Here is a 21,967-nt window from a genome sequence, read left to right as displayed (position 1 = left end):
AGACTCAGCAAGCGAAACTTAAATAACCTCATTACAGGTGAAAGACTTCAACTGTAGTGAGGTTTTTAATTGGATTAAAACACTTTCGACTATTAATTTTTTATATTATTTAACCTTTTTTGATATGAATTGAGGCCTAAAACTGCTGTCCATAGTTGTGAAATAGGCCAATTTTTCTCGATTTAACTTATCAAATGATAAGGAGATGGCCTAATATTATTGAATTTTAATTTAGCTTAGTAGAACTAATTAAAAGTTGGTTTGCGAAATCATAAGAATTTACATTTAATAAATTTCACAGTTTGACAATGTAAACGTTGCCAAATCAAGGATTCCATTTGCTCAAAAAAGTGGTATATTTTTAAATAATACATAGTAACGAATTCGTATCATCATTTATTTGGTTAACGAGTGGATGAAGACATCGAATGGGGTCGTTGCTTGTGTTTGGTTGACTAACGACTTGTGACCGTCGTTAATCTTTTCTGTTCATTCAGCCGTCATAATCATTTTGGAGGGGGAAATAACATGAAGATTCGATTTGATTCTGATCAAGGTTTTAGTAGGAAGCAGTTGGATAGAATTAGTGAGGAAAAAGTTCACTATAAGATGTTTAAGGCTGGGAAACGTTGGCTGTTTGCCGGTATTTTCCTGTTGTCTTTGGGTACCGGTACAGTGGGCTTGGGTGGCGTAACCGGTCACGCTGAGACCAGTGATCAATCGGTTTCAACTAAAGTAGATGCGTCTGCCCAGACGGCCACTGCTGATGATAGTACAGCAGCTGCTAAGGTTGATACTGATGACCAAGGTGCTACGGTTAGCGGTACAGGCAAGGCAAGCACTGATCAGAGTGCAGGCGACACGAGTAACACCAAAGAAGCCACTGCTACTGATGCATCGTTATCAACTGAATCACAAGCAGCTGTAAAAGAAGATGCTCCTGAGGTGACGACACCAAGCACTGATAGTGCAAAAGAGTCAACTCAATCTACCAATTTAAATCAAGAAAAGACCGCCTCATCAGCAAATGATGAGGCTAAGCGTGTATCGCCTGTCAGTGAGAACTCTGGGCCAACCAGTGTTAGTAAACAAGCCGCTGCACTGACAGATTTAAAAACGGCGACTAGTGGCATGTCGGCTACTGAAATCAAGGCATACATTAACAATTATGACAGATCAGTTTTAGTTGCTGGCAGTGGCACACTGTTTGTGGTAGGTGATTCGGGCGACATCATTCCAATCGAAAGTCGCGTTGGATCAGTTGAAAGTGATACGGATACGCCGCAGGCAACAACTGCTGATAAAATATATTCAGTCTCAAATCCGGGTAGCGCTACTGATCCATTGGAGACTCAAATTGCCTATTTGCAGGGCTTTATTTCCCGTTCTGTGCAAGGTACCGGGGATTATACGTCGAATGCGTATATTGGCACTGGTACCGTAGCTGCTCCCACACAAACGAATGTGAAGGTGAAGCGGGAAGCCAAAGTCGTTGATGGCAAGGTTATTTATAGTCCTTGGACGACGAGTGATGGCACGGTTGATTGGAATGCGGACGGGTCAAAGGAGATTTTGATTCCAGCCTTGGATGAGGCAACAGCCGCGCGGACCGGTTATACAGTTAAAGTAGCGAAAGATGGCGGTACAGATGACGCCTACACGAGTGCTGATATGGATGCGCACATTGCGCCGTACCACCCAAGTTCTGGGGGCAGTCCCGCACAACAGGGCTATTCAGCTGCAGTTACGCAAACGGCAACTTATACTGCAAGAACTTATACGGTTGATAATCCTGGTGGAACTACTGATCCATTGGGTACCCAATTAAGCAATTTGTCAGCGACGATTAATGTCGTCACTAACTATGCGGGTGATTACACGCATACGCCAACCACCACCACGGTTAAACTGAGTCGAACGGCTAGTCTACAAAAGGGTGCTGTGACCTATAGTGATTGGACGGCTGATGGTGCCGCTGATTCAACTGATGATACAATTTTGGTTCCGGAATTGACAGCCAGTGATCCGTCTGTGGCTGTTAATGGCTATACGGATACTGTCACTAATGGCACTACTTATACGCTTGGCCAATTTAAGAAACAAAATAGTCGTAGCGTGACCTTAACACGAACGGTTACCTATCAGGCCAAAACGTACAGTGCGGATAATCCTGGTAGCGCCACTGATCCAGCGGGAACTCAGATCGCCTATCTGCGGGGAACAATCACTCACTTCGTGCAGGGCGAAGGTGGCTACACGCAAAAGACGAGTATTGGTTATGGTACCGTGGCTGCACCATCGAATGGTGGTGTTGCTGTGAAACGGGAAGCCAAAATCGTGAACGGCAAGGTGGTTTATAGTGCATGGACAACCAGTGATGGGACCGTGGACTGGAATGCGGACGGCGCAGACGAAATTTTAATTCCTGCTTTGACGGAAACCACAGCCGCTCGTGCTGGCTACACGGTTACAACAGATCCGAATACTCAATTTACTAGTGATGATTTTAATCATTACATTGGCACGGGTATCCCATCTCCTGGTACGTCGTATGCAGGCGTGTATACCCAGAAGGCAACGTATACACCAATTACTTACACAAAGGACCAGCCAGGTGGGACTGATGCTCCTAAAGGAACCCAAGCTAACTATTTGACGGGAACAATCAATATTGAAACTGACGGAACTGGGGATTACACGAGCAAAACAACGAGCACGGTTTCGCTCAGCCGAACCGCTAGTTTAGACGTCAACGGCAATGTGGCGTACAGTAGCTGGACGATTGATGGTAGCAACAGTACCAATACAGATGACAGTACCGTCTTGGTTCCTGAATTGACGGCTACAGATTCTTCTTTGGCTGTGAAAGGCTATACAATTAATGGCATCACCAACGGAACCGCTTATACGATTGGTCAATTTAAGAGTCACAGTACTTTAGGTGATAACGGCTATAGTGCAACAATCAAACGAACGGTTAACTATACAGCCAAGGCGTACAGTGTAGATAATCCTGGCGGTGCGGATGATCCAGCCGGGACTCAGATTGCTTATTTGCGGGGAACAATCACTCATTTCGTTCAGGGCGAAGGTGGCTACACGCAAAAGACGAGTATTGGTTCTGGTACCGTGGCTGCACCATCGAATGGTGGTGTTGCTGTGAAACGGGAAGCCAAAATCGTGAACGGCAAGGTGGTTTATAGTGCATGGACAACCAGTGATGGGACCGTGGACTGGAATGCGGACGGCGCAGACGAGGTTTTAATTCCAGCTTTGACGGAAACCACAGCCGCACGTGCCGGCTACAATGTTAAAACAGATCCGAATGCCCAATTTACCAGTGACGATTTTAATCATTACATTGGAACGGGTATCCCATCTCCTGGAACATCGTATGCAGGGACGTACACCCAAAAAGCAACCTATACCCCAATCACTTATACAAAAGGCCAAGCGGGGTCAGCTAATGATCCTGTAGGGACCCAATTGAACTATTTGACAGGGACACTGACTGTTGAAACTGATGGCCAGGGAGCTCATACGAGCACAACGACAAGCACCGTTGAGCTCAGCCGAACCGCTAGTTTAGATACCAACGGCAATGTTACCTATAGTAACTGGACAATTGATGGTACCGACGATGCCGATACAGATGACAGTACGGTCTTAGCCCCTGAGTTAAAGGCTAGCGATCCGTCTTTGATTGTTCAAGACTATACAGTCAGTGACGTCACTAACGGAGCTGCATATACTCTCGCTGATTTTAAACGTCAAAGTGTTTTAGGTGATAGTGGTTATAGTGCAACAATCAAACGAACGGTTAACTATACAGCTAACGTGTTCAGTGTGGATGATCCTGGTGGCGCTGATGATCCAGTTGGGACTCAGATTGCGTACTTGCGAGGATTCATTTCCGTATATGCGCAAGCTGAGGGGGATTATACTTATAGTCCTAAAAATCCTAAGTATCCTAAGTATCTAAATAAGACCGTTATCGTGAAACGGGAAGCCCGTTTAGATCAAAACGGCAAGGTGACTTATAGTCCTTGGACGACACTTGATGGCACGGTAGACTGGAATGCAAACGGTGCGGATAAAATTTTAGTTCCTGCTTTGACGGCGGCTGAGGTCGCAGTAGGCGGATTCACTGCTACCATTTCAACGGATCCGGTTGTTGTAGACTGGAACAAAGATCAGCCATTTTTAGTTGCACCATTTACCAGTGATAGTATGAATGCTTACATCGCAAATCACACGACTAAAAATTATGCCACGGGTACCGGCATTTATGATCAACCAGGCTATGGGGCTACGGATCTTCAAACGGTACACTATACCAAAATTATTTATACCACGAGCAATCCTGGCGGACCTAATGATCCAGCGGGGACCCAAAAACAGTATTTGACGGGGACAATCAACGTTGTAACGGACTATACGGGTGATTACACACGTGCTGAAACGGCAACAGAAACCGTCAGTGTCAGTCGAACCGCTAGTGTGGATGCTAGCACCGGTGCAGTGGTTTACAGTGATTGGACAACTGATGGGACCAACACGGTTTTGGTTCCCGAAGCTGAATTGACTGGGTCCATTCCGACTGATGCTGTAAGTGGCTATACAGCTACTGTTGTTAACACAGACCCAGCTACGGACGGCAGCGGATATACAAGTTCACAATTCAATGACCAAATTAAGGATCAAACCACGCCAGCGGCAACTGGCTATCTAGCGACGGTCAAACGGACGGTTAACTATACAGCTAATACGTATAGTGTGGATCATCCAGGCGTCGATACTAAAGATCCATCAGGGACCCAGATTGAGTACTTGCGGGGATTTATTTCCGTATATGCGCAAGCTGAGGGGGATTATACTTATAGTCCTAAAAATCCAAAGTATCTGAATAAGACCGTCATCGTGAAACGGGAAGCTCGTTTAGACAAAAACGGCAAGCTTACTTATAGCCCATGGACGACACTTGATGGAACGGTAGATTGGAATGCCAAAGGTTCAGATGAGATTTTAGTGCCTGCTTTGACGGCGGCTGAAGTTGCTGTTGACGGTTACACTGCTACAATTTCAACAGATCCGGTTGTAGTGCCATGGAATCAAGATACTCCATTTTCCGTTACGCCATTCACGAGTGATAGTATGAATGCTTACATCGCAAATCACACCCCGAAATTTAATGCGACGGGCACTGGTGTGTACGATCAACCAGGCTACGGGGCTACAGATCTTCAAACTGTTCGTTATACCAAAATTAGTTCTACTACCTCAACTCCTGGTGGGCCGACTGATGAGACGCCAACGAATCCTAATGGCACCACTGGTGAGACGCCGACGGTCCCTGAAAATGGAACTGGAGTCGAAACACCTGTGAACAATGAGCCATTAACTGCGGACGCAGACAAGGGCGCAGCGACTGATTCACAGCCTGACGGTTCAACAGCTGATTCGACAGATGCCAATGGTGACGGTACCAGTCAAAGCGAGTCGGTCAGTGGCGGTCAAGCTACTGTAGCCAAATCAACTAGCGTTGCTAAGGCAGCGACTGAACAAAACAAGCTGCCACAGACTGGCGAAAACGAAACGCCTGTTGGGGCGACGATTGGTCTTGGCTTACTGGGCATATTAGCTGCATTTGGCTTCAGACGGAAGAAACGTGACGATGAATAGTAACTTGTCAAATTGAATTATTAAAAACGACTTATCGGCGTTTTCATTTGATGTCGATAAGTCGTTTTCTGTTGCTGCTGTCGGTTCGTTTCCTTGCTCTGACATCTTGCCTGTCGGCTGTCATTCATGTTACAATCTCATAAGCAAACATACGTTTACGTAAATTATAGAACTGGAGCTATCATCATTATGTATGAGTATTTAAATGGTAAAGTTGTCGATATTCAACCCGCCTATGTGGTGTTGGATGTTAACGGGGTGGGTTATTTGATTCGGGTGGCGAATCCCTTTCGATTTGAAGTCGGTGACAACCTGACGAAAATTTATATTCATCAAACGATTAGTGACACAGCTCAAACGTTATATGGTTTCAGTTCGTTAAAGGAAAAACAGCTGTTTGAAAAACTGTTGGCGGTATCTGGTATTGGGGCGAAGAGCGCGTTAGCTATTTTAGCCAATGGTGACCAGCAGGCTATCGTTGAAGCGATCAGTCAAAACAACGTGACTTATCTCACTAAGTTTCCTGGTATCGGTAAAAAGACGGCGCAACAGATTGTCCTGGATCTGAAAGATAAGTTAGAGGACTTTTCTGCCGGCAGTTTATTTGATCAGCCCAAGACGGTGATTTCGGCAACGGACAACGCGGCCTTAGCAGATGCTTTAGCGGCACTAACGGCGCTTGGTTATAAGGATCGCGACATTAAACGGGTTGAAAAAGGGTTGCAAAACGAACCCGAACAGACAACGGATGCTTATTTAAGCGCAGCACTTAAGTTATTAACGAAGTAGCGTCATAATGGATAAGAAGGGGGCGAGCAGATGGCTGAAGATGACCGAATAGTTGCGGGCGATAAACAAGATGAAGCTGAAACATCCATTGAACAGTCGCTTCGACCAAGCAGTTTGTCAACTTACATTGGGCAGGCGGCTTTAAAACGCGAACTGAGTGTTTATATTCGGGCGGCTAAAAAGCGTGAAGAAGCGCTGGATCACGTTCTTTTGTACGGCCCTCCCGGATTAGGGAAGACGACGTTAGCCATGATCATTGCCAGTGAGATGCAGGTTGGTATCAAAACGACCAGCGGACCTGCGATCGAAAAGACGGGTGACCTGGTGGCGCTGCTCAACGAACTGAACCCAGGCGACGTATTATTTATTGATGAAATCCATCGGTTACCTAAAGTGGTTGAAGAAATGCTGTATTCTGCAATGGAAGATTTCTTTATTGATATTGTTGTGGGGCAGGGACCAACGGCTCACCCCATTCACTTCCCGTTGCCGCCGTTTACGTTAATTGGCGCGACGACTCGGGCGGGCTTATTGTCAGCACCGTTACGAGACCGCTTTGGGATCGTGGGTCACATGGCGTATTACAATACGGCAGAACTGGAACAGATCGTGAAACGTTCAGCCGGCATTTTAAATTCGCCCATCCAAGAAGAAGGGGCACACGAAATTGCGCTCCGTTCTCGGGGCACGCCACGAATCGCCAATCGTCTCTTGAAGCGGATCCGTGACTTTGCTGAAGTTTCGGAACATCACGATTCGATTGACCGATCGATTGTTCAACAGGCGCTTAAAATGCTCCAGGTCGATGACGAAGGCTTGGATCAAACGGACATTAAACTACTGAAAACCATGATCAAATTTTATAATGGCGGCCCAGTTGGGCTGAATACTTTAGCGGCTAACATCGGTGAAGAAACCGACACGGTCGCTGAAATGTACGAGCCATTCCTGCTTCAAAAAGGCTTTATTAAACGGACTGCCCGTGGCCGAATGGTAACGTCATTGGCCTATGAACACCTTGGTATCTCACCAGACAAAAAGTGAAAGGACCTTCATCATGACACTAACAACTGAAGACTTCGATTATGATTTACCGCACGAACTAATTGCTCAGACACCCATTGAGAAACGTGATGCCTCACGGTTACTCGTTCTAGACCATCAAACCGGTGCTCTGGCTGATAAGCATTTTTATGATATTCTGGATTACTTGAATCCTGGCGATGCCGTTGTGATGAACAATTCGCGGGTCATGCCAGCCAGAATTTACGGCATTAAGCCAGAGACTGGCGGCCACGTCGAAACGTTACTCTTGCATAATACCAAGGGTGATGAATGGGAAACACTGATGAAACCGGCTAAGAAAATGAAGGTTGGTTCCACGCTTAGCTTCGGTGATGGTCTGCTAACAGCAACCGTGACTGAGGAATTGGAACATGGCGGTCGAATGATTGAATTTCACTATGATGGGATTTTTATGGAAATTCTCAACCAACTCGGCGAAATGCCGTTACCGCCATACATTAAGGAAAAGTTGGATGATCCGGAGCGGTATCAGACCGTTTACGCGAAAACACCTGGTTCGGCGGCAGCGCCAACGGCCGGACTTCATTGGACGAAGGACTTGCTTCAAAAAGTTCAGGACAAGGGTGCTAAATTGGTCTACCTGACCTTACACGTGGGACTTGGGACATTCCGGCCGGTTGATGAAAAGAACATTGAGGATCACAAGATGCATTCCGAGTTTTATCAGCTGTCTGAAGAATCAGCCAAGACGCTGAATGATGTCCGTGCCAATGGCGGCCGAATCATCGCCACGGGGACCACTTCGATTCGGACGCTAGAAACCATTGGGACCAAGTTTAACGGCGAGATCAAGGCTGATTCTGGCTGGACCGATATTTTCATTAAACCTGGATATCAATGGCAAGTGGTCGATGCGTTTATAACCAACTTCCATCTGCCAAAATCGACCTTGGTTATGCTGGTAGCAGCCTTTACTGGTCGCAAAAATATTTTGAACGCCTATCAGCATGCTATTGATGAGCGCTACCGCTTCTTTAGCTTTGGCGATGCTATGTTTATTAAATAAGTCATGATCAACGACCTTTTGCTGATTACAGCAAGGGGCCGTTATTAGTTAAGTACGGAGGAAATAATTAATGGAACCAGCGATTAAATATCGCCTTATTAAAACCGAAAAAGACACCGGCGCACGGCTGGGTGAACTGATTACACCCCACGGGACTTTTCCCACGCCCATGTTCATGCCGGTTGGGACGCAAGCCACCGTTAAGTCATTGGCCCCCGAGGAGTTAGATGAAATGGGTGCTGGGGTTATTCTGGCAAATACGTATCACCTGTGGCTTCAGCCGGGTGAAGATTTGGTCAAAGAAGCCGGCGGGCTGCATCAGTTCATGAACTGGCAGAAACCCATTTTGACTGATTCTGGTGGGTTTCAGGTTTTCTCTTTAGCAGAGAACCGGAATATCACGGAAGAAGGCGTTCACTTTAAGAACCCTTCGAATGGTGACCGGCTGTTTTTATCACCTGAAAAAGCTATGCAGATTGAAAATGATTTGGGCCCTGATATCATGATGAGCTTAGATGAATGTCCACCATTTTTTGAGAGTTATGAGTATATCAAACATTCCGTTGAACGGACTTCTCGCTGGGCAGAGCGGGGATTAAAAGCCCACGCCAACCCGAATTGGCAAGGACTTTTCGGTATCGTACAGGGTGCTGGCTACGAAGATCTGCGTCGGCAATCCGCCCACGACTTGGTCAGCATGGATTTCCCTGGTTATTCGATTGGCGGTTTATCCGTTGGTGAATCCAAGGCTGAAATGAATCGGGTACTTGATTTCACTACGCCGATGCTACCGAGCAATAAACCGCGTTATCTAATGGGTGTTGGCTCACCTGATTCACTGATCGACGGTGTGATGCGCGGCGTTGACATGTTTGACTGTGTCTTACCAACGCGGATTGCCCGGCGTGGCACTTGTATGACCAGTCACGGCCGCTTGACCGTGAAAAACGCCAAGTATGCGCGGGACTTCACGCCGATTGATGACCGTTGTGACTGCTATACCTGCCGCAACTACACGAGAGCCTATATTCGCCACTTGTTTAAAGCGGATGAGAGTTTTGGCTTACGGTTGACCAGTTACCATAATTTATACTTTTTGTTGCACTTGATGAAAGATGTTCGGGCTGCAATCATGGCGGATAACCTGGTTGATTTCCGTGCTAATTTCTTTGAAGAATACGGTTATAATCAGCCAAATCCGAAAAATTTCTGATATTTGATAGACTGATAGCCGAATTTTTGTTAAATTATACAGTAGACAAAGGTGGGTGAAAGATTTGAACGTTTTAGCAAGCTCGAACGCTGGGAGTTATTCCAGCATGTTGTTGATTGTGGTAATGATCGTTGCGATGTATTTCTTGATGATCCGGCCACAACGCAAGCAACAAAAGAAGCATCAAGATACATTGAACCAATTGAAAAAGGGCGATCACGTTGTTACAATTGGTCGACTTCACGGTGTGATCGATGAGATCAACATGGAAGCTAAGACAGTGACACTTGATTGTGATGGTATTTACTTGGTCTTTGACCTTAATGCGATTGCATCAGTGACCCAACGTTCTGCCGCTAGTGAAGTGACTAGTGCTGCAGCAACTGAACAAAAACCAGCTGAAGAAAAAACTGCAGAGACGACTGAGGAAACACCTTCAGACGCCGCAACGGATGATTCATCAGATGATACTAAAGCTGATAAGTAGCTTTGATCTCCCTATTGCTTAGGGAGATTTTTTTATTTAAAGGGGGGCGGTTATTTGGATAATCTAGTGCATGTCGACGACAGCCGACGCATTCTACATGTGGATATGGATGCCTTCTACGCCTCCATCGAACAACGAGATACGCCAGCCTATAAAAGACAGCCACTGGTGATTTCGCGTGATCCGCGGCAGACGGGCGGTCGCGGTGTGGTAACAACTGCCAACTATGTGGCCCGAAAATTTGGCGTTCACTCTGCCATGCCATCCCAGCAGGCGTTAAAGCTGTGTCCCAAAGCAATCTTTGTCACGCCCAATTTTCACCATTACCGCGCTATCTCCGATCAAATCCACCAAATCTTTCACGAATACACCGATATTATCGAAACCGTGGCTTTTGATGAGGCCTACTTGGACGTGACTAAAAATAAGTTAGCAATCGCTGATCCCGTTGAACTAGCAGTCCGTTTACAAGCGGAAATCTGGGATCAGACGCATCTAACAAGTTCCATTGGCATCTCTTACAGTAAATTTCTGGCAAAAGAAGCTTCGGATTATCGTAAACCAGTCGGCATTACCATCATTCATGCAGAGGATGCCCATGATTTTTTGATGAAATTACCGATTGAACGCTTCCGCGGGGTCGGCAAGAAAACCGTTCCTAGGATGCACGAACTCAACATTCTAAACGGGCAGGACTTATTTGCCTGGGATGAACTGGATTTAATCAACAAGTTTGGCCGTTTTGGTGAAATCTTGTACCAGCGAGTCCGTGGGGCGGATGACCGGCCAGTCGAATATCAGCGGGAACGAAAATCAATCGGCAATGAAACGACTTATTGGCCGTTTTTAATGACCCGCAGTGCCGTTGATACGCAGTTAGATAAGTTGGCTGGCATGTTAGCAGAAACGGTCAAGAAACAGCAGATGCACGGGCGGACATTGGTGTTAAAAGTTCGCTACGGTGATTTTAAGACTAAAACTAAGCGCGTGACGCAACCTGATTTCTTGGATAATGACCCACGATTGTATGCGCAAATGGCCAAGGAAATCATGACGAGTTTACCAGACAATCCAGAAGGAATCCGGCTACTTGGCATTACACTGACCGGATTAGCACCGATTACGTTTGAAAACATTGCGTTAGATTTATTTGAGCATGAGCAGCGCAGGCACTTTCAGAAGGGTTAACGTGAGTCACAAATTAGCGTTATTATTGACTAGTAAAGAATAATTGGTCAGTGTGATGGCTTCTTGCTTTCAGAGGCAAGACAACTTATACTGTAAAGACGACTAAGCGAGTTGAAAGGTGATACTCAGTATGACATTAAAAGAAACACAAACTGAAATATTGAACGCAATCAAAAAACATCAAACCATTATTATTCACCGACATCAACGGCCGGATCCGGACGCTATCGGTTCTCAAATGGGCTTGGCAGGCATTTTAAAAGCCAGTTTTCCCGAGAAAAAAATCTATGCAGTCGGCAAGCAGTACCCTGGTTTCGACTGGTTAGGCAAAACAGATACGATTGAAGACGACGTGTATAAGGACGCCTTAGTCATGGTTTTGGATACGGCTAATCAACCACGAATTGATGATGACCGCTATAACAATGGTGATCAGCTGATCAAGATCGACCACCATCCCAACGATGATCAATTTGGCGATCCAATGTGGGTCTCACCGGAAGCATCAAGCACATCAGAGTTAGTGTTTGATTTCTATACAGCGATGAAGCCTGAATTGACGTGTACCGCCGAGGCAGCCCGAGTTTTGTACGCGGGAATCGTTGGTGATACTGGCCGCTTTATGTACCCGTCAACGTCGACGCATACCATGAAGGTGGCAGGTGAGCTGATGCAGTTTGATTTTTCAGCCAGTGACGTGAACCAAAAGGAAGACGAGATTTCGATTCCCTTGGCACGGCTGTCAGCCTACGTTTACGAGAATTTGACAGTTTTGCCTAGTGGCGCTGCGTACATCAAACTGAGTGATGAAGTTTTGGAACCCTTCAAGCTTGGTGATGAATCGACCAGTTCAGTGGTCCCATTACCTGGGCGGCTGAAGGAAGTTTCAGCTTGGGCAATTTTCGTTGAATCTAAGGATCATACCTTTAGAATTCGTTTACGCTCAAAAGGACCTGCGATTAATGAATTAGCCAAGCAGCACGGCGGCGGCGGTCACGCTTTAGCCAGTGGTGCCGTGGCTCACGATGATGATGAGATCAAACAAGTCATCAAAGAACTAGACACCCTTTTGTCAAAACAAGGAGAATAACATGAGTCAAACCTTTGAAGAGTTCGGTTTAAAGCCATTTTTAAATGAGGCTGTGCAAGAACTCGGCTTTACAGAACCGACCGGGATTCAAGAAAAGCTCATTCCCGTGATTCGCAGTGGGAAGAGCGTTGTTGGTCAATCAGAAACGGGGAGTGGGAAGACCCACGCCTTTTTACTGCCAATGTTTGATGCTTTGGATCCAGAAAGTCATGAAGTTCAAGCAGTGATCACGACACCTAGCCGTGAGTTAGCCTACCAAATTTATGGTGATGCTAAGCAGCTAGCCAAACATAGTCCTGTACCCATTAAAATTGGAAACTATGTTGGCGGAACTGACAAGATGCGTCAAATCAGTAAATTGGAACATGAGCAGCCTGAATTAGTTATCGGAACGCCTGGACGGATCCGTGATTTAATTAAAAACGGTGCGTTAGACGTTCATACCGCCACTCAGTTTGTGGTTGATGAAGCGGATATGACCCTTGATTTAGGGTTCTTAGCCGACGTGGATCAAATTGCTGCTCGGATGCCCGAAAAGCTGCAAATGATGGTCTTCTCAGCAACGATTCCCGCTAAATTACGGCCATTTTTAAGAAAGTACATGCAAAATCCAGTGGTGGAAGAGATTCCAGTAAAGTCAGTGATCAGTCCAACCATTGATAACTGGCTGCTGCCAACCAAGGGTCACTCTAAAAACGAGCTGATTTACCAGTTACTGACGATGGGTGAACCCTATTTAGCACTGGTCTTTGCCAACACGAAGCAGCGAGTGGTTGAAATTGCTGATTATTTAAAAGCTCAAGGCCTAAAAGTCGCTGTGATTCACGGTGACGTGCCTGCTCGGCAACGGAAACGGGTCATGCGTGAAATCCAGAACCTGGACTTCCAATTTGTCGTCGCGACTGATCTTGCTGCGCGTGGCATTGATATTGACGGTGTTTCTCACGTCATCAATGATGGCATTCCAGATGACCTGGATTACTTTATTCACCGGGTTGGCCGGACAGGTCGGAAGGGCTTGCCAGGAACAGCGATTACCTTCTATTCACCGGATGAAGAACCCAAGATCGCGGAACTGGAAGACATGGGTATCGTCTTTAAGCCAAAGCAAATCAAGAACGGTGAAGTTGTTGATTCCTTTGACCGTAACCGGCGTAAAAAACGCGGTCCGCGGGCACCAAAGATTTCTGGTTCATTAGCAGGTAAGATCCAGAAGAAAAAACGGACCGTTAAACCGGGTTACAAGAAGAACATCAAAAAGGCCATTTCAAAGGAACAGTGGTTTGAGCACCGGGTCGAAATGCGCCAAAAGAACCGGACAAACCGAAAGAATAAAAAAGCCTCCTCACAACGTTACAAATAAAGTGCTTACTTGTGTCACGAATCCCGTGGCGCAGGTTGCATGAATTTTGTAAAAAATGTATACTAATATGCGTATTAATTGCAAGGATATGCTTAGTGGCCGGATTTTAAGAAACGTTTTGGTTGATGCGAAAAACGATTCCTATGCTAAGTGCTCCCTTGTGAAGAATTAAATAACCGTTGCTCAGCGTATTGAGCCTTAAGAGGTAAACGATCAAACATCGTTGCAAGTAAAGTGGTACCGCGTCTATGGCGTCTTTACTAGCAGCGGTGTTTTATTATTTTAAAAAGGAGAAAGACATTGAAAAAATTAAGCAGCAGTGAAATTCGTCAAATGTACCTGGATTTCTTCAAGAGCAAGGGTCACACTATCATGCCTAGTGCGTCATTGGTTCCCGTTGATGATCCAACTTTACTATGGATCAACTCAGGTGTCGCTACCATGAAGAACTATTTTAACGGTTCGGTTGTACCAAAGAACCCACGGATGACCAGTTCTCAAAAGAGTATTCGGACCAACGATATTGAAAACGTTGGCCGGACTGCCCGGCACCACACGTTATTTGAAATGCTTGGTAACTTTTCGGTTGGGGACTACTTTAAAAACGAAGCCATTGCATGGGCTTGGGAACTCCTAACTTCCGATGAATGGTTCGGCTGGGATCCAGACAAGCTGTACATGACCGTCTATCCGAAAGACGATGCTGCCAAAAAACGCTGGGAAGAAGTCGGTGTTGCGCCTGATCACATCGTTGAACAGGAAGATAACTTTTGGGATATCGGTCAAGGTCCTTCGGGCCCTGACAGTGAAATTTTCTACGATCGCGGTCAGTCGTTTAATAACTTGGCTGAGGACGATCCAGAAAACTACCCTGGCGGCGAAAACGAACGCTACCTTGAAATCTGGAACATCGTGTTCTCACAGTTTAACCACGAACCAGATGGCTCATACAAGCCATTGCCACGGAAGAACATTGATACCGGGATGGGGCTTGAACGGGTAGTTTCCGTTTTCCAAAACGCGAAAACCAACTTTGAAACCGACCTCTTTTTACCAATGATCCATGCTACTGAATCATACAGTGATGGTAAAAAGTATAACCAGGATCCTAAATTGGACATTTCGTTTAAGGTGATTGCTGACCATTCACGGGCCATCACATTTGCGATCGGTGACGGTGCCTTACCATCTAACGAAGGCCGTGGCTACGTTATTCGGCGTTTGATTCGCCGGGCCGTTGTTAACGGACAGAAATTAGGGATCAAGGGTGCCTTCCTTTACAAGCTGGTACCCGTTGTTGGTGAAGCCATGAAGGCTTACTACCCCGAAGTGCTTCAAAACAGTGATTACATTGCCCAAGTGGTGAAATCAGAAGAAGACCGGTTTAACGAAACTTTAACTGATGGCTTAAACTTATTGAATTCAGTGATTGCGGACACCAAAAAGAGCGGTAAATCCGTGATTGACGGTGCTGCTGCCTTCAAACTTTACGATACGTATGGTTTCCCAGTTGAGCTGACCCGCGAATACGCTTTTGATGACCACATCACAGTGGATGAAGACGGCTTTAAAGCTGAAATGAAGAAGCAACGTGACCGCGCTCGTAAAGCTCGGAACACTGATAACTCCATGGGTGTGCAATCAGACGTTCTGACCGGTGTTAAAACACCAAGTGAATACGTTGGCTACACCCAGCTTGAAGTGGAAAACGCTAAGGTCACGGACATCGTGGCTGACGGTAAGCTCACTGATGCGACAGAAGGTGAAATTGCCCAAGTGATCTTTGACAAGACGCCGTTCTATGCTGAAATGGGTGGTCAAGTGGCCGACAAGGGTGATGTTTTGGACGAAAACGGCAATTTGATTGCCACGGTTGAAGATGTCCAGCATGCGCCTAACGGTCAAAATCTGCATACGTTGAAGCTGCACCGTGGTATCAAAGTCGGGGATCAGATGACCCTTAAAGTTGACGCTCATTTCCACAGCAAGGTTGAAAAGAACCATACCGCGACCCACTTGTTGGACCAAGCCTTGAGAAACGTGTTTGGCGGCCATACGCAACAAGCTGGTTCGTTAGTTGAACCGAACTATTTACGGTTTGACTTTACCCACTTTGGTCAGGTGACTGAAGCCGATTTAGCTAAAGTTGAAGCCATTGTTAACGAGAAGATCTTCGAAGAAATTCCCGTAACGACGACGGTTACTGATCAAGAGACCGGTAAAAAGATGGGTGCCATCGCGCTGTTCAGCGACAAGTACGGTGACAAAGTCCGCGTTGTTTCAGTGGGTGACTTCTCAATCGAATTTTGTGGTGGGACTCACGTGAAGAACACCAACGAATTAGGGTTGTTCAAGATCACTTCTGAGACTGGTATCGGAGCTGGAACACGTCGGATCGAAGCGGTGACCGCTGGCGATGCTTACGCTTACCTTGAAAAGCATGACCAACTGTTAACGAATGCTGCAGCGGCATTAAAGTCACAGCAGGTAACGGATGTTCCCGATAAGATTCAGCAATTACAAGAACAAGTAAAGGCATTGAGTAATAAAGCTGAGAGCCTTGAAGCCAAGCTTGCCAGTCAACAAGCCGGCGCCATCTTTGATAACGTTCAAGATATTAATGGCAAAAAGCTGATTACGGGCGTGGTCCAGGTTTCTTCAATGGATCAGTTGCGTCAGTTAGCTGATACTTGGCGTCAAAAGCAATTATCTGACGTTTTGGTACTGGGTGCTGAAGTGGGTGAAAAGGCTAACCTGATCGTGGCTGTTAGTGATGAAACGATTAAAGCTGGCGTTAAAGCCGGTGATTTGATCAAAGCCATTTCACCAAAGATCAATGGTGGCGGCGGTGGTCGGCCAAACCTTGCACAAGCTGGCGGTAAAAACCCAGCTGGTTTACAAGATGCCATGACTGAAGCAGCAAAATGGCTGTCAAATTTAGGCTAACGTGTTAGACTTTAACTACTAGGTTGAAAAAGCGCTCAATTGCCGTTAATATATTTCATTCCAATTACAACGCTCCACAACCATTGTCGTTCTTGACTATTTTAGGTAGAATAAGAACAAATAGCATTGGTGGAGGTGTGATCATGAGTACGTTAGATAAAACCATGTATTTTGATTTTGGTGATAAGAAGCCGAAAGATGTTCATGAGACATTGGTGACGGTGTACCAAGCGTTAGAGGAAAAGGGCTATAACCCGATCAACCAGATTGTCGGTTATCTTTTATCCGGTGATCCGGCTTATATTCCCCGTATTAATGACGCTCGGAACTTGATTCGTAAGCATGAACGCGACGAAATCATTGAGGAATTGGTTCGCTTCTACCTAAATGAGAATGGGACGGCTAGTAAGTGATTAGATTATTAGGATTAGATGTAGGTTCAAGAACTGTCGGAGTTGCGGTGAGTGACATGCTCGGGTGGACTGCGCAGGGTGTTGAGATCATTCGAATCAATGAAGATGAAAAACAATTTGGCATTGACCGGGTGAAGGAACTAGTCAAGCAGTACGAAGCGACTGGTTTCGTCTTAGGACTACCGAAGAACATGAATAATACACTGGGACCAAGAGCCCAGGCTTCTCAAGATTACGGAGAATTATTGAAAGCAACGTTTGATTTACCAGTTGATTTTGAGGACGAACGGTTAACCACCGTTGAGGCTGAACGGATGCTAGTTGAAGAGGCTGATACTTCGCGTAGAAAGCGGAAGCAGGTCATCGATAAACTGGCAGCTAGTTTGATTCTTCAGAACTACTTGGATCGCAAAGGCCCTTTAACAAAAGAAAAGTGAGGTAGACTAACATGAGTGAAAACAACGACGAACAACAAATTACAATGGTGGACGAAAACGGTAACGAAGAATTATACAACGTTCTGTTTACCTTTAAGTCACCGGACTACAACAAATCTTATATTTTACTTTACCCAGCAGGTAAGGCTGACGATGAAGAAGTCGACATTCAAGCTTATCAACTTGCAGATGGTGACGATCCTGCTGATCCACAAGGCGGCGACCTGTTGCCAATTGAAAACGATGATGAATGGGATATGGTTGAATCAATGCTGAACACCTTCTTAAACGGTGGCGGTACTGATGCTTCCGATCAAGACTGGGGAGTACCAGATCCTAAATAAATGATTTCTAATGAGGTGAGCGTTAGGTAAAGATGCCTGATGATCAGACTCGTTCATTTAGCCGCTGGTCCGTTTCGGGTCAGCGGCTAAATGAGTTTAATTGGTATTCTGGGGGTGAATTATTTGGATAACGCTAAGGAACCGCAACCTGCTCGTCGGCGTTTTAAAGCCGTCATTGACGGTCAAAGTTATACAATTGTCGGCAACCGCTCAGAAGCACACATGCGAGCCGTTACGGAGTTGATGAATAAGCAGCTTGCGCAGTTAAAAAAATTGGCACCGGATATGAGCAAGGAAGAGGCTTCAATCCTCTTAGCTTTTAACGCCATTTCTGATCAACTTGAAAAAGCAGAGGCTTATGATAAATTGAAAAAACAGGGCGATGAAACAACGTCTTCTGAATCTTAATATCTAAGTTTCACGACAGTATTTGAGTTATGGGAGTTAAAGATGAATAACAAAATTTATAAAACAATGGCCTATGACCAAATCAAGCAGCAGTTAAGGCAGTATCTGGTTTCTGCTGCGGGTGATGCCGAGTTAAAAAAATTAGCGCCCAGTAGCGACTTTGACTGGGTGCAGGAACAAATTGATGAGACCAAAGATGGCGCGGATATTTACCGCCTAGAAAATGGCATTCCGATTCCCAAGCTGGCCGACGTTAGTCCTCATTTGAAACGGCTAGAAATCGACGGTACCTTGAGCGGAACGGAATTGGCGCAGATCAGTCAAGTATTAAAGACGGTTCAGTCAGTGATCCGCTTTTTCGATGATTTAAGTCAGCGACCAGTGGAACTGCGCCGTTTGTACACGGTGGTTGGTCGGCTGGTCCATTTACCCGATGTTAATAAACGGCTCAGCGTTTCATTAGAAGATGATGGCCGGCTAACGGATGAAGCCTCACCAGAACTGCGTCGAATCCGCCGTCAAATCAATAATTTTGAAGGTGCGATTCGGGAACAGATGACGGGCTACACCCGTGGTAAAAACGCCAAGTATCTGAGCGATACACTGGTCACGATTCGTGATGACCGATATGTTCTGCCAGTAAAAGCAGAGTACAAACAGCATTTTGGCGGCATTGTTCATGATCAAAGTGCCAGTGGTCAAACCCTCTACATTGAGCCTGAAGCAGTAGTTGGTAAAAATAACCAGTTGCGGGAAGCACAGATTGCTGAACGACAGGAAGAACGGCGGATTCTACTTGAATTGTCGAATTTACTGCGGCCTTATCAAGCCGATATTCGCGATAATGCTTCAATTTTAGGGCATTTGGACTTCGTGAATGCGAAGGCTCGGTATGCGCATAACTTGAAGGCCACGGAGCCGATTTTGTCCAAGAATAACGAGATTGCGCTGCGTCAGGCCCGCCACCCTTTGATTGATCCTAAAAAAGTGGTTGCCAACGACATTGCGTTGGGCAAGGACTATCAGGCCATCATTGTCACTGGACCGAACACCGGTGGGAAAACGATTACGCTGAAAACAGTTGGGCTGACGCAATTAATGGCGCAGTCGGGTCTGTTTATCTCCGCGGATGAGCATTCACAAGTTGGTTTATTTGACGAAGTCTTCGCCGATATCGGTGATGAACAATCGATTGAACAAAACTTGAGTACCTTCTCATCGCATATTGAAAATATTGTTTCGATTTTAGGTGCTGCCAGTGACCACAGTTTGATCCTGGTGGATGAACTGGGTGCCGGAACTGACCCGCAAGAAGGGGCAGCTTTGGCAATGGCTATTTTGGATGAAATTGGTTCAATGGGTAGCGAAGTCATTGCTACGACCCACTATCCTGAACTGAAAGCTTATGGTTATAACCGGCCGGAAACCATCAACGCCAGCATGGAATTTGATACTGAAACGCTGAAACCAACGTATCGGTTACTGATTGGCATCCCTGGCCGCAGTAACGCGCTGGAGATTGCGACCCGGTTAGGGCTAAAATCATCAATTATTGACGAAGCCCGTAGTTTGACCGATGACGATAGTCAAGACCTTAACAACATGATTGCTGATCTAACAGCTCAGAAGCGTCAGGCTGATCTGGATGCGGCAGCCGCAGCGAAAACGTTAGCTGATGCTGAGACGCTGGAGAAGGATTTGCAGAGTAAGTTCGATGGTTACTTGAAGCAAAAAGATCAGTTAATGGAGCAGGCTAAAGACGAGGCTAATCAGTTAGTCGAAAAAACCCGGCTGCGTGCGGATGAAATTATCAAAGATATTCGTAAAAAGCAGCTTAAGGCCGGTAAGACCGTGATCAAAGAAGATCAGCTGATTGATGCCAAGGGTCAAATCAACGCTTTGCAACAAGACCAACGGTTGAAGAAGAACCGGGTTCTAAATCGTGAGAAGAAACGTCACAACTTTAAAGTTGGCGATGAGGTCGTGGTGCGTTCTTACGGTCAACGCGGTGTCATCATGGATAAAATTGATGCCCATCATTTTGAAGTCCAAATGGGGATTTTAAAGATGAAGATTGAAGATACTGATTTGGAACGGGCTGCACCTGAGAAAAAGGAGCCGAAACCAAGAGCCACGGTTCAACGCACCCGGTCTAACGGTGTCTCACCAACCCTTGATCTGCGTGGCCACCGCTATGAAGAAGCGATGGCTGAGGTTGATCGGTTTATTGATTCCGCCTTATTGGCGGGCTATCCGTCAGTTACCATTATTCATGGTAAGGGGACCGGCGCGCTTCGGAAGGGTGTTACTGAGTACTTGCAGTCTAACCCAAGAATTAAGTCCTTTGGCTTCTCACCGGCTAATGCGGGTGGTGATGGGTCAACAATCGTTAAACTATAACCAGCTAATTGCTTGTTCTTTTTGAAAAATCTGATACACTTACTAAAGGTAAACAAATAAAGGAGGGATCGTTTTATGACTGTTGCAGAAACGACAGATAAAACTTTTGAAAACGATACATCGAAGGGTGTTACATTAACTGATTTTTGGGCAACGTGGTGTGGTCCTTGCCGGATGCAATCACCAGTAGTTGAACAACTTTCTAGTGAAATGGATGACGTGACATTCAACAAGATGGATGTTGATGCCAACCCTGATACACCACAAAAATTCGGTATTATGAGTATCCCGACCCTCCTTGTTAAAAAGGACGGTCAAGTTGTGGATACGGTTGTTGGCTATCACACCAAAGACCAATTAAAGCAATTACTATCACAATACGTTGAAGCTTAGTGAACTTAAAGCAGCGTTTGTGAACTAAAAAGAGGGCCTCATTAGCAGTTAACTTAACTGGTAATGAGGTCCTCTTTAGTTTGAAACTTTATTTAGTGAGCATTCAGCTTAATCGATAATTTTCATGGGATCTAGTTCCTGCGGATCCGAAACGGCATCTTTAGGATCAAGGTGGACAACCAAACTGATGCCTTCAGCACGCTTGGGCTTTTCACCCATTTCGGTTTCAGCGATAACGCCAACCATTTGCTGAGCAGTTTGGGCTAAAAACCCGGCTTCTAGCGAAAAGGTGGCATCAGGCTGCAATGAAAGCCGGCTGGTCACTGGCTTGCCACTGAGTGTAAATTGCCATTCTTTAGCGGTTTGTTTCTGCAGCATCAAGTCGCCTAATTCAGCCTGCTGGAAGAAACGCACGAGGTCTTGGATACTACCTAAGGTGAATCGTCTTGCCAACTGTTTGCCTTCCCAATAAGCGATTTTGCCTGCATCCGCCCCTAAAAGATCGGTCAACACAACGTCTCTGATGAGTGCCTTGCCAAATAAGGGGGCGGTTTCAGGGTTTGATAGGTAGTGGTTATAAATCTGATTATTCATGAGGTGATCTCCATTCACTTTTCTCTTACACTTAGATTACAATGGATTGCGCTTGAATTGCAAGACAATTAAACGATCTTAAAAAAAACTGGGATTTCTTGCTTCCGGTCTTAAAAAGGATAATAATA

Annotated in this window: 17 protein-coding genes; 16 read left to right on the top strand and 1 reads right to left on the bottom strand. The window is 45.8% G+C overall.

The window, feature by feature from the left end; genetic code table 11:
* The first annotated feature begins 528 nt into the window (after nucleotides 1–528).
* The 16 genes from IWT5_RS05450 to trxA all read left to right on the top strand — a co-directional run bounded on the left by IWT5_RS05450 (nucleotide 529) and on the right by trxA (nucleotide 21,245).
* Nucleotides 529–5,682 carry a KxYKxGKxW signal peptide domain-containing protein gene (locus IWT5_RS05450; RefSeq protein WP_089109132.1) on the top strand — a complete coding sequence of 1,718 codons (5,154 nt, stop codon included), beginning with the start codon at nucleotides 529–531 and terminating at the stop codon, nucleotides 5,680–5,682.
* Nucleotides 5,683–5,871: 189 nt separating this feature from the next.
* The gene (gene ruvA, locus IWT5_RS05445; protein WP_089108952.1) at nucleotides 5,872–6,471 is read left to right on the top strand and encodes a Holliday junction branch migration protein RuvA; all 600 of its coding nucleotides are present in this window, start codon (nucleotides 5,872–5,874) and stop codon (nucleotides 6,469–6,471) included.
* Nucleotides 6,472–6,501: 30 nt separating this feature from the next.
* The gene (ruvB, locus tag IWT5_RS05440; protein WP_089108951.1) at nucleotides 6,502–7,515 is read left to right on the top strand and encodes a Holliday junction branch migration DNA helicase RuvB; all 1,014 of its coding nucleotides are present in this window, start codon (nucleotides 6,502–6,504) and stop codon (nucleotides 7,513–7,515) included.
* A gap of 13 nt (nucleotides 7,516–7,528) precedes the next feature.
* On the top strand, nucleotides 7,529–8,563 hold the full coding sequence (queA, locus tag IWT5_RS05435) for a tRNA preQ1(34) S-adenosylmethionine ribosyltransferase-isomerase QueA (protein ID WP_089108950.1): 1,035 nt from the start codon (nucleotides 7,529–7,531) through the stop codon (nucleotides 8,561–8,563).
* Between the two features lie 70 nt (nucleotides 8,564–8,633).
* Nucleotides 8,634–9,776 carry a tRNA guanosine(34) transglycosylase Tgt gene (gene tgt / locus IWT5_RS05430; protein ID WP_089108949.1) on the top strand — a complete coding sequence of 381 codons (1,143 nt, stop codon included), beginning with the start codon at nucleotides 8,634–8,636 and terminating at the stop codon, nucleotides 9,774–9,776.
* Between the two features lie 106 nt (nucleotides 9,777–9,882).
* A complete protein-coding gene (yajC, locus tag IWT5_RS05425; protein WP_089108948.1) occupies nucleotides 9,883–10,263 on the top strand; it encodes a preprotein translocase subunit YajC in 381 nt (126 codons plus the stop codon).
* 54 nt (nucleotides 10,264–10,317) lie between these two features.
* Nucleotides 10,318–11,451, top strand: a complete 1,134-nt coding sequence (dinB, locus tag IWT5_RS05420) for a DNA polymerase IV (RefSeq protein ID WP_089108947.1) — start codon at nucleotides 10,318–10,320, stop codon at nucleotides 11,449–11,451.
* A gap of 130 nt (nucleotides 11,452–11,581) precedes the next feature.
* Nucleotides 11,582–12,541, top strand: coding sequence for a DHH family phosphoesterase (locus IWT5_RS05415; protein WP_089108946.1), 960 nt, complete (start codon nucleotides 11,582–11,584; stop codon nucleotides 12,539–12,541).
* Nucleotide 12,542: 1 nt separating this feature from the next.
* Nucleotides 12,543–13,904, top strand: coding sequence for a DEAD/DEAH box helicase (locus IWT5_RS05410; RefSeq protein ID WP_089108945.1), 1,362 nt, complete (start codon nucleotides 12,543–12,545; stop codon nucleotides 13,902–13,904).
* A gap of 300 nt (nucleotides 13,905–14,204) precedes the next feature.
* Nucleotides 14,205–16,850 (top strand): alanine--tRNA ligase, encoded by a 2,646-nt coding sequence (gene alaS / locus IWT5_RS05405; RefSeq protein ID WP_089108944.1) that lies wholly within the window; start codon nucleotides 14,205–14,207, stop codon nucleotides 16,848–16,850.
* A gap of 143 nt (nucleotides 16,851–16,993) precedes the next feature.
* A complete protein-coding gene (locus tag IWT5_RS05400; RefSeq protein ID WP_089108943.1) occupies nucleotides 16,994–17,263 on the top strand; it encodes an IreB family regulatory phosphoprotein in 270 nt (89 codons plus the stop codon).
* On the top strand, nucleotides 17,263–17,700 hold the full coding sequence (gene ruvX, locus IWT5_RS05395; protein WP_089109131.1) for a Holliday junction resolvase RuvX: 438 nt from the start codon (nucleotides 17,263–17,265) through the stop codon (nucleotides 17,698–17,700). The genes IWT5_RS05400 and ruvX overlap by 1 nt, the downstream gene beginning before the upstream one ends.
* Nucleotides 17,701–17,711: 11 nt before the next feature.
* Nucleotides 17,712–18,044 (top strand): DUF1292 domain-containing protein, encoded by a 333-nt coding sequence (locus IWT5_RS05390; protein WP_089108942.1) that lies wholly within the window; start codon nucleotides 17,712–17,714, stop codon nucleotides 18,042–18,044.
* 123 nt (nucleotides 18,045–18,167) lie between these two features.
* Nucleotides 18,168–18,452 (top strand): cell division protein ZapA, encoded by a 285-nt coding sequence (zapA, locus tag IWT5_RS05385; protein ID WP_225360233.1) that lies wholly within the window; start codon nucleotides 18,168–18,170, stop codon nucleotides 18,450–18,452.
* A 42-nt stretch (nucleotides 18,453–18,494) separates the two neighbouring features.
* Nucleotides 18,495–20,852, top strand: a complete 2,358-nt coding sequence (locus IWT5_RS05380; protein ID WP_089108940.1) for an endonuclease MutS2 — start codon at nucleotides 18,495–18,497, stop codon at nucleotides 20,850–20,852.
* Between the two features lie 75 nt (nucleotides 20,853–20,927).
* Nucleotides 20,928–21,245, top strand: a complete 318-nt coding sequence (gene trxA / locus IWT5_RS05375) for a thioredoxin (RefSeq protein WP_089108939.1) — start codon at nucleotides 20,928–20,930, stop codon at nucleotides 21,243–21,245.
* 108 nt (nucleotides 21,246–21,353) lie between these two features.
* Here trxA and IWT5_RS05370 read toward each other — a convergent pair whose 3' ends face one another.
* The gene (locus IWT5_RS05370; protein ID WP_089108938.1) at nucleotides 21,354–21,839 is read right to left on the bottom strand and encodes a DUF2507 domain-containing protein; all 486 of its coding nucleotides are present in this window, start codon (nucleotides 21,837–21,839) and stop codon (nucleotides 21,354–21,356) included.
* Nucleotides 21,840–21,967: the final 128 nt, after the last annotated feature.

It is taken from the genome of Secundilactobacillus mixtipabuli (genome assembly GCF_002217925.1).
Lineage (GTDB): Bacteria > Bacillota > Bacilli > Lactobacillales > Lactobacillaceae > Secundilactobacillus > Secundilactobacillus mixtipabuli.
This window is presented reverse-complemented; position numbering and strand designations above follow the sequence as displayed.